The sequence below is a fragment of the Comamonas sp. B-9 genome (genome assembly GCF_000410635.1).
In the GTDB taxonomy this organism is placed as follows: Bacteria; Pseudomonadota; Gammaproteobacteria; order Burkholderiales; family Burkholderiaceae_C; genus Comamonas.
Window position 1 is genome coordinate 1 of record NZ_APCR01000620.1, and the last position, 9,916, is coordinate 9,916.

Below are 9,916 nucleotides of genomic sequence, written 5' to 3' on the forward strand. Positions count from 1 at the left end.
CCAGGGAGGCCGCAAAGGCGGCTGGCAGCCCCGCCCCGAGCCGCAACCGCCGATGCCCAGCGTGGCTGTGACCCGCGAAGACCAGGCCGCGCGCCTGCTGCTGTCGCACATGGCCTTTTTGGAGAATTTCTCGCCCGAGGACGCCGCCACCCTGGCCCAGTTGCCCGCCCCCCATGGGCCGCTGTTCGCCTGGGTGGAGCAGCAGTTCCTGGCCCACGGCGCCCAGTCCTGGGCGGTGCTGCGCGAGCACCTGCGCGGCCATGCGGTCGAGGCCTTCGCCACCGCGCTGATGCGGGGCCAGCATGCCCAGATTGACGGCCCGCTCGATGAGATCCGCGCCGAGCTGCGCGACTCCCTCAGCCGCATCGTGCTCGACCAGCTCGAAGAGCAAAACCGCCAGCTGGTCACCCAGGCTTCCGACCCGCAGGCGCTGCGCCGCTACCAGAGCAATTTCCACCGTATCGGCCTGCTCAAGCGCCAGGTCAATAAATAGGCGCGGCTCCAAATACCCAGAGGGCATATAAAAATATTTGCCCCGATTGCCGCACAGGCCCTTGACATTGGCCAAAAAGGTATAATATTTGACACATCGGCAAGAGCGACAGCAGCACCTCCGGACCGGGCCCGTATGAAGAATCATGCGATTTGCCACCAGCGCAAGTGCCCAAAATACCGCAAGGACTGCATTCCAAATGTTCGCCCCCACATCTTGCCTTGAGGCTTAGCGCCTCGTGCAGCCGCGTTGACCGCCACAGTTTTGTGGCGATCGACCACTGCAGTTTCAATGCGCCGGTGATGGCGCTTGCCAGTTTTCTTTGTGTGTTCTCTTTGCTCTGAGGGTGTCCATGCCAGCTACAAAGTCCGCGAAGTCGTCCGTCAAGTCGTCCACTACCACCAGCGCGGCCAAAAGTGCCAAAGCTACAGCAGCCAGCCCTGCCGCCAAACCGGCGGCCAAACGCGCTACTGCTGCAGCAGGCAAAACCGTAAAAGCCAGTGCTGCGCCCACCCCAGCCAAGGCAGCGACGAAGAAGGTTAGCTCCGTGTCCGAAAAACAACGCCTGTCCCAGGCCGAACTGCTCAAGGCAGCCGATGCCCTGCTCAACGCAGGTGCCCCCAAAAAGCGCGCCGCCAAGAAAAGTGAAGCCGCCGAAGAAGATACCCCGGTGAAGGCCAAGGCCGCCACCAAGACTGCGACCAAGGCCAAGACCGCCAAGGCCGAAGACGACAAGCCCAAGGCGCCGCGCAAGACCGCCGCCAAGACCACCAAGGCCAAAGCCAAGGACAAGGGCGATGAAGATATCGACGATACCGATTTCTCGGACATCGAAGAGGACATCGCGGGCGACAGCGAAGAGGTCGTAGAGGTCTCCGCATCGCCAGACGCTCCGACCGAAAAGGTCAAGCCGCTGCGCATGAAGGTCTCCAAGGCCAAGGAACGCGCCTTGATGAAGGAGTTCGGCCTGGACGAAGCCGTGCTGACCGAAGAGGAAATGTCCACCCGCCGTCAGCGCCTCAAGGCCCTGATCAAGCTGGGCAAGACCCGTGGCTACCTGACCAACGCCGAAATCTCCGACCACTTGCCCGACAAGCTGGTCGATGCCGAGACGCTGGAAGTGGTGATCTCCATGTTGAACGACATGGGCGTGGCCGTCTACGAACAGACGCCTGACGCAGAGACCCTGCTGCTGAACAACACCGGCCAGTCCGCCACCACCGAAGAAGAAGCCGAAGAAGAAGCCGAAGCGGCTTTGTCGACGGTGGATTCCGAGTTCGGCCGCACCACCGACCCGGTCCGCATGTACATGCGTGAAATGGGCACGGTCGAGCTCTTGACCCGCGAAGGCGAAATTGAAATCGCCAAGCGCATCGAAGGCGGCCTGCAGGACATGATGCTGGCCATCAGCGCATCGCCCGCGACCATTGCCGAGATTCTGGCGATGGGCGAAGAGATCCGCGAAGGCAAGGTCGTCATCTCCACCGTGGTGGACGGCTTCTCCGACGCCGACGAAAACGACGACTACGTGGCCGAAGAAGACTTCGACGAATACGACGAAGAAGACGACGACGACGGCAAGGGCGGCTCCAAGGCGCTGACCAAGAAGTTGGAAGAGCTGAAGAACGAGGCGCTGTCGCGCTTTGCCAAGCTGCAGTCGCTGTTCGAGCAGCTGCACGCCGCCTATGACAAGAGCGGCTACGGCACGGCCCAGTACACCAAGGTGCAGGGCCAGTTGTCGGCCGAGCTGATGACCATCCGCTTCACCGCCAAGACCATTGAGAAGCTCTGCGACATGCTGCGCGAGCAGGTCGACAGCGTGCGCCAGAAAGAGCGTGCCCTGCGCAAGATCATTGTCGAGAAGTGCGGTCTGCCCCAGGAGAAGTTCATCCAACTGTTCCCTGCCAACCTGCTCAACCTGCAATGGATCGAGAAGGAAGCGCAAGCGGGCAACAGCTGGAGCGCCATCATGGGCCGCAATATCCCGCCGGTGCAGGAGCTGCAGCAGAACCTGATCGATCTGCAAGCCCGCGTGGTGGTGCCGCTCGATGAGCTCAAGCTCATCAACAAGCGCATGAACGACGGCGAGCGCGCATCGCGCAATGCCAAGAAGGAAATGATCGAGGCGAACTTGCGCCTGGTGATCTCGATTGCCAAGAAGTACACCAACCGGGGCCTGCAGTTCCTGGACCTGATCCAGGAAGGCAACATCGGCTTGATGAAGGCCGTGGACAAGTTCGAATACCGCCGCGGCTACAAGTTCTCGACCTATGCGACCTGGTGGATTCGCCAGGCGATCACGCGCTCGATTGCGGACCAGGCCCGTACCATCCGTATTCCGGTGCACATGATCGAGACCATCAACAAGATGAACCGCATCAGCCGCCAGCACTTGCAGGAGTTCGGCTTCGAGCCCGATGCCTCCATCCTGGCCGAGAAGATGGAGATCCCGGAAGACAAGATCCGCAAGATCATGAAGATCGCCAAAGAGCCGATCTCGATGGAAACGCCGATCGGTGATGATGACGACAGCCACCTGGGCGACTTCATCGAAGACAGCGCCAACACGGCACCGGTCGATGCGGCGATGCAGGCCGGCCTGCGCGACGTCGTCAAGGACATCTTGGATGGCCTGACCCCGCGCGAAGCCAAGGTGCTGCGCATGCGCTTCGGTATTGAAATGTCCACCGACCACACGCTGGAAGAAGTGGGCAAACAATTTGACGTGACGCGCGAGCGCATCCGCCAGATCGAAGCCAAGGCGCTGCGCAAGCTCAAGCACCCCAGCCGCTCGGACAAGCTGCGCAGCTTCATCTAAGCGCTTGCCCAGCCCTGCAAGACCTGCGGATCGCAAGACCCAGGTCTTGCCACCCAACCCCGCCTCGGCGGGGTTTGTTTTTGGGCGCGCCTGCCCACGGCGCAGACGCCGTCATTCGCTTTGCGTCACAATCAGCGCCATGCCTTCCGATCTGCCCCGCGCCGTCCAGCCCCTGCCCGCCACCGTGATCACGCCGGAGGCCTCGGTCTCGCGGCTGGATGCGGTTGCGGCCGAAGTACCGGTGGCGCTGGTGTTCAACGGCATCTCGCATGCGGTGATGATGTGCAGCCCGCAGGACCTGGAAGTGTTTGCACTGGGCTTTGCGCTGTCCGAAGGCATCATCGACCAGGCAGCCGACTGCTATGGCATCGAGGTGCAGCCGCTGGCGCCCTGCGGCACCGACCCGGAAGCACCGGGCATCAGCGTGGAGATGCAGATCGCCAGCCGCTGCTTTGTGCGCCTCAAGGAGCGGCGCCGCGCCCTCACCGGCCGCACCGGCTGCGGCATCTGCGGCATCGATTCGATGGACGCCCTCGATCTGGTGCCCGAGCCCCTGCCGCAGCTGCCCGACTGGGCCCAGCGCGTGGATCTGGCGGCCTTGCAGACGGCGTTTTCTCAGCTGCCCCAGCTGCAGCTGCTCAACCAGCAGGCCGGCGCCGTCCATGCCGCCGGCTGGGCCACGCCGGCTGGGCAATTGCAGGTGGCGCTGGAGGACGTAGGCCGCCACAACGCACTGGACAAGCTGCTGGGCCATATGGCGCAGCAGCAGATGCTGGGCCAGCCCGGCTTGGTGGTGATGACCAGCCGCGCCAGCTACGAGCTGGTGCGCAAATGCGCCCGCATGGGCCTGCCGGTGCTGGCCACCATCTCCGCGCCCACCACGCTCGCCATCCAGGTGGCCAACCAGGCCGGCATGCGCCTGTTTGGCCTGTGCCGGGGCCCCCGTGTGGTGCGCTACAGCGCCCTCTGACAAGTTCCAGACTGGCACCAGACAGCTGCCAGACCGCTATAAAACCGGGCGCCCGCCCGGCTGCGCACAGGTGCCACTTCTGCGCTGCAGCGCCTTGCGGACGGCCTTTGCACACTCAAAAACCGTAGCAATTGAACAACACTTCCGCTGCCGCCTGGGTCCAATCGTCAGCTGCGCCTATACATCGTGGATGAAGAGCTATTAAACTTGTAGCAGATGTTGCCGCGACGCTGATCGCACCCTCTCAGTGGATTTGCATGCGAAGGCCTGGGCCTCGCTCCTCAACACAGCGCAAGGAGACCCTTACATGAGCGCCAAGGAAAACACCGCCATCAACCAGCTCTTCGAGCGGTTGGAGTGCCGCTACGCTTTGCGTGTGCTCTGGGCATTGCGGGACGGACATCCCCAGACCTTCCGCTTGCTGCAAGACAGCGTGGGCGGCATTACGCCCAACACGCTCAACACCCGCATCAAGGAGCTGCGCGAGGCGGGCTTTCTCGACCACAACAGCGACGGCTACACCGTCACCCCCTCGGGGCAGGACCTGCTCAAGCGCCTGTCCGATGTGCAGGCCTTTGCCACGCGCTGGGTGGCAGCGCAGACCAAGAAGTAAATTCCTGCCCGCCGAGGCCCTTTTTTGCCCCCTGGAGCCCGCCTTGTGCGGGCTCTGTGTTTGGCAGGCGGGTATGATCGCTGCTGGTAGCAAAGCACTCACAAAGGATTTACATGACCACCGTCACCACCCTCTCCGGCCTGCAGTACGAAGACACGGAAGTTGGCACCGGCGCCGAAGCGGCCAAGGGCCAACAAGTCACCGTGCACTACACCGGCTGGCTCTTCAACAATGGCGAGCAAGGCGCCAAGTTCGACTCCAGCAAGGACCGCAATGACCCCTTCGTGTTCCCCCTGGGCGCCGGCATGGTCATCAAGGGCTGGGACGAAGGCGTGCAGGGCATGAAGGTGGGCGGCAAGCGCACGCTGATCATCCCCGCTGAATTGGGCTATGGTGCACGCGGCGCAGGCGGCGTGATTCCTCCCAACGCCACGCTCAAGTTTGACGTGGAACTGCTGAAGGTCTAAGCGACGCAGGGCCCCTGGCCTGTGATCCACACCGTCCCAAAAACTGCACATGGCCCCCAGCCTGTGCAGTTTTTTCATATCCGGGCCCGCCTGGTGGAGGCTATTTGGCCAGGGGCGCGGACTGCCTGGTGCAGCAGCTGACCGCCCAGGTCACGAACACGCCCAATGGCACGCCAAACACCGCCGCCAGCGTGGGCTGGATGCCCCACCACAGATGGGCGGAGGCCTGCGCCCCGGGCGCCAGGCTGTTGATCGGCATATTGACGACCATGTAGTACAAGGTGATGCCCAGGCCCGCAGCCATGCCGCAGACAGCGCCCCGCCGCGTCGCGCCGCGCCAGTACAGGCCCAGCAGCATGGCCGGCACAAAGGCCGCAGCAGCGATCGAGAACGAGGCCGACACCAGCACCAAAATGCCCGAGCTGCGCACCGAGGCGACGGCCGCGGCCGCAAGCGCCACCAGCAGCAAGGTGAACTTGGACAGAATCACGCGCTGCTGCGGCGTGACCGACTTGCCCCGCTCGACCAGGTAGAGATCGCGCACCAGCGCATTGCTGATGGTCAGCAGCAGACCGTCGGCCGTCGATAGCGCAGCGGCCAGCCCGCCGGCCGCCACCAGGCCCGAGACCACAAATGGCAGGCCGCCCAGCTCGGGCGTCGCCAGCATGATCAGGTCGGCGCCCAGGTGGATCTCGCCCCACTGCACAATGCCGTCGCCGTTCACATCCTCGATCGACAGCAAGGCGTTGTCCATGCGTGTCCACTGCGCAATCCAGGCCGGCAGTGCATCGAAATGGCTGCCCACCAGGCCTTGCATCACCTCGAGCTTGACCAGAGCCGCGAGCGCCGGCGCACTGGTGTAGAGCAGCACCACAAAGAACAGGGTCCAGACCACCGAGCTGCGCGCAGCGGCCGGGCTGGGCAAGGTGTAGTAGCGGGTGAGCAGATGCGGCAGACCGGCGGTGCCCAGCATCAGGCAGAACATCAGCGCCATGAAGTTGCGCCGCGACAGGCTTTCCTGCTCCTGCGCGCTTTGCTCGGAGCCCAGCATCGGCGCATAGGGCAAGGTGTGCTGCGGCATGCCGCCCAGCGGCTGGGCGCGGGCATAGTTCTCACGCATAGCCGCCGTCCACAGCTCGCGCGCGCTCGCCTCGTCCTGCGGCAGCGCTGCCAGCTCGCGCCCAGCGGCCAGCACCTGGTTCAGGTCGGCATTGCTGATGCGCAGCTGCTGCACCTTCTCCTGCAGGCGCGTGCGCTCGGCCTCCAGTGCGGCGGGAATATTGCGCAGCCGCGATTCATACAGCATGCCCTTTTGCAAAAACACCAGCTCCACATCGCGCTCGGCCGAATCGCTCAGCAGCCCCTTCTCGTAATCGGCGATCTTGCCCAGATCCTGGGTGTAGGCCACGGCGGCGACCGGGCTGCCCAGGCGCTGGTAGGCCAGCCAGGAGACCGGAATCAGAAAGGCCAGCAGGATCATCACGTACTGCGCGACCTGGGTCCAGGTGATGGCGCGCATGCCGCCCAGAAAGGAGCAGACCAGCACGCCGCCCAGGCCCAGCATGATGCCGATTTCGAACTGCACACCGGTCAGCCGCGAGGCGATCAGGCCCACCGCATAGATCTGCGCCACCACATAGGAAAACGAGCACATCACCGCAGCGACGGCGGCAATCACGCGCGGCCAGCGCCCGCCATAACGCAGCTGGAAAAAATCAGGCAAGGTGTAGAGATTGAGCGCGCGCAGCTGCGGCGCAATCAGCAGCGCCACCAGCACAAAGCCGCCGCTCCAGCCCAGCAGATAGGCCAGTCCCCCGGCTTGCTGGCTGGTGCCGGCAAAGCCCTGCAAATACAGCGCACCTGACAGCGACAAAAAGGACGCCGCGCTCATCCAGTCGGCCGCCGTGGCCATGCCGTTGTAGAGGGGCGGAATGCGGCGCCCCGCGACGTAGTACTCCTCCGAATCGGCCGTGCGCCCCCAGACACCAATGGCCGCATACATCATCACCGGCACAAACAGAAAGAGCGGCCCGATCCACTGGCGCGACAGACCGGCGCGCTCGGCCCAGGCCACCAGGCCGATGAAGCAGCCCAGGCCCAGCAGGTACAGCACAAAGAACTTATGGTTTCGTGCCATGGTCAGTGCGGGCAACCTGCACGTCTTTCTCCGGATGGCCGTGCATGTACAAGGCATAGCCGGCAACCAGCAGCACATACAGCACCGGCAGCACCGATGCCCCATACAGGTAGGCCGTGCCATGGCCCCAGATCGCATCGATCTCGGGCGCCCAGTACAGGCCGCCAAAGGTGCTGAGCACCAGCACCAGCAAGACCAGCAGCTTCATCGCGTTGAGCGGCATGGGTTCAAAAGGGGCAGGGTTGGGGTGCGAGGAATCCATCGGGGCCTTTCAAGCCGAATGACTGAGACAGCAGCGGGCTGCAGCCAGCATTCTTGCATTTTGTCGCAGATGGGACTGGTTTGCCCAGCGCACTAGGGGAAGCACCGTGATCACCCGCGACATCGCTTTTGATAATGCCTGCACAGGCCTGGGCCGCGCTGCAGCAAAGCCCGGCACTGCCAACGACGACAAAAAACAGACAGGAGACAAGCATGACCCTTCGCACATCCACCGCTGCTGCCAGCTTGCTGGCATGCGCCACCTTGGCCGTCCAGGCCGCCGGCATCTCCGATGACAAGGTCAGGATCGGCGTGCTCAGCGACATGTCGGGCCAGTACGCAGACTCGGGCGGCAAAGGCTCGGTCGAGGCGGCCAAGATGGCGGTCGAAGACTTTGGCGCCAAGGTACTGGGCAAGCCGGTGGAAGTGGTCTTTGCCGACCACCAGAACAAGGCCGATATCGGCGGCACCAAGGCACGCCAGTGGTGGGATGCCGAAGGCGTGGACATGATCGTCGACATCAACAACTCGGCCATCGCCGGCGCGGTGTTCACGATGGCCAAGGAGCGCGGCAAGGTCGCCATCAGCACGGGCGCGCTGTCCACCGGGCTGACCAATGAATTCTGCGGCCCCACCTCGATCCACTACACGGTCGATTCGTACTCGCTGGGCAAGTCGGCGGTGCAAAGTATCCTGGCCCAGGGCAAGAAGGACTGGTACATCGTGGCCGTCGATTACGCCTACGGCAAGGTGACGGCAGCCACGGTCACCGACTTCGTCAAGGAAGGGGGCGGCAAGGTGCTGGGCACCGTCTACCACCCCTTCAATGCCAGCGATTTCTCGTCCTTCATGATGCAGGCCCAGGCCAGCAAGGCCCAGGTGATTGCGCTGGCCAATGCCACGCAGGACACCGTCAACTCCATCAAGACGGCGCGCGAGTTTGGCATGACCAAGAACCTCACCTTTGTGCCCCAGCTCATCTACATCAACGATGCCCATGCGATGGGGCTGGAGCTGGGCCAGGGCCTGACCTTTGCGACCGCGTTCTACTGGGACCGCAACGATGCCTCGCGCGAATGGGCGAAAAAATACCAGGCCCGCATGAAGAAGATGCCCTCGATGAACCAGGCCAGTGTCTACTCGGCCGTCACCCAGTACCTCAAGGCCATCGAGGCGGCGGGCACCGACGACGGCCTGGCCGTGACCAAGCAGCTCAAGACCATGAAGATCAACGACATGTTCTCGCAAAACGGCTATGTGCGCGAGGATGGCCGCATGGTGCATGACATGTTCCTGGTGCAGATGAAGACGCCCAAGGAATCTAAGGGCCCCTGGGACTACTACAAGATCCTCGACACCATCCCGGGCGAGCAGGCCTTCCAGCCACTGTCCAAGAGCACCTGCTCGCTGGTCACGCAGAAGTAAGCGCGGTTGCGGCGCAGGCGCCGTGGGAGCGCCTGCAAGTACACCTGCCAAGGCGACTTACAAATAAATACGATTGCAGGCGGGGTCCTTTAACCCCTTGCGGGCGGGCAGCGCGATTCAGGGCAGACCACCACTTCTGCAGCGCCCTGCCATGCACACCATCCTCCAACCCGCCCCTGCTTCGTGCCGCGCACGCAAGCCCCGTAGCCTCCACGCACTGGCCTCGCTGACCTTGTTTGCCAGCAGCCTGCTGGGCAGCCTGCCCGCGCAGGCCACTCCGATAGCCGATGTGCAGATCATTGACCGCAGCAGCGGCCAGCGCCTGCCGCTGTACTACCACCAGGGCGAGTACTGGGTGGCAGGCCAGCCGGGCAGCAGCTATGCGGTCGATATCAACAACCGCAGCCGGGGCCGCATCCTGGCTGTGCTCAGCATTGATGGCATCAATGCCATCAGCGGCCAGACTGCGGCGGCCGTGCCCGACGATGGCTATGTGCTGGGCAGCGGCCAGCAATGGGCCATTGCAGGCTGGCGCAAGAGCGACCAGCAGGTGGCGGCCTTCTACTTCTCGCACAGCGAAGACGCGTATGCCGCACGCACCGGCCGGCCGCGCGATATTGGCGTGATTGGGGTGGCGGTGTTCCGCGAGCGCGAACCCCGGCCCCAGCCGCCCATCCTGCGCAACCGCGAGGCGCAAAAAAGCACGGCACCGGCCGCCGAAGCCAGCAGCGC

The 9,916-nt window shown here is 63.6% G+C and carries 7 protein-coding genes and 2 pseudogenes; 7 read left to right on the plus strand and 2 right to left on the minus strand.

Annotation, left to right across the window (positions count from 1 at the left end):
- The 5 genes and pseudogenes from H928_RS26440 to H928_RS0106255 form a co-directional block, all read left to right on the plus strand.
- Positions 1–493: pseudogene (locus tag H928_RS26440) on the plus strand (DNA primase); the annotation flags it as partial.
- 352 nt (positions 494–845) lie between these two features.
- Positions 846–3,311 (plus strand): RNA polymerase sigma factor RpoD, encoded by a 2,466-nt coding sequence (gene rpoD / locus H928_RS0106240; RefSeq protein ID WP_027010614.1) that lies wholly within the window; start codon positions 846–848, stop codon positions 3,309–3,311.
- Between the two features lie 139 nt (positions 3,312–3,450).
- Positions 3,451–4,281, plus strand: coding sequence for a formate dehydrogenase accessory sulfurtransferase FdhD (fdhD, locus tag H928_RS26445; protein ID WP_052329793.1), 831 nt, complete (start codon positions 3,451–3,453; stop codon positions 4,279–4,281).
- 307 nt (positions 4,282–4,588) lie between these two features.
- The gene (locus tag H928_RS0106250) at positions 4,589–4,894 is read left to right on the plus strand and encodes a helix-turn-helix domain-containing protein (RefSeq protein WP_027010615.1); all 306 of its coding nucleotides are present in this window, start codon (positions 4,589–4,591) and stop codon (positions 4,892–4,894) included.
- Between the two features lie 113 nt (positions 4,895–5,007).
- Entirely contained in the window at positions 5,008–5,361 is a 354-nt protein-coding gene (locus H928_RS0106255) for an FKBP-type peptidyl-prolyl cis-trans isomerase (protein ID WP_021025722.1), read from the plus strand.
- A gap of 100 nt (positions 5,362–5,461) precedes the next feature.
- Here the strand turns inward: H928_RS0106255 and H928_RS0106260 are convergent, their stop codons facing one another.
- Positions 5,462–7,498: a VC_2705 family sodium/solute symporter gene (locus H928_RS0106260; protein ID WP_021025723.1), complete on the minus strand. Its 2,037-nt coding sequence runs from the start codon at positions 7,496–7,498 to the stop codon at positions 5,462–5,464.
- Complete coding sequence (locus tag H928_RS0106265) at positions 7,482–7,760, minus strand: hypothetical protein (RefSeq protein ID WP_021025724.1); 279 nt, start codon at positions 7,758–7,760, stop codon at positions 7,482–7,484. Before H928_RS0106265 ends, H928_RS0106260 begins: the two co-directional genes overlap by 17 nt.
- A gap of 212 nt (positions 7,761–7,972) precedes the next feature.
- Between H928_RS0106265 and H928_RS0106270 the strand changes: the two genes are divergently transcribed.
- Positions 7,973–9,184 carry an ABC transporter substrate-binding protein gene (locus H928_RS0106270; protein WP_027010617.1) on the plus strand — a complete coding sequence of 404 codons (1,212 nt, stop codon included), beginning with the start codon at positions 7,973–7,975 and terminating at the stop codon, positions 9,182–9,184.
- A 151-nt stretch (positions 9,185–9,335) separates the two neighbouring features.
- Positions 9,336–9,916: pseudogene (locus H928_RS26450) on the plus strand (hypothetical protein); the annotation flags it as partial.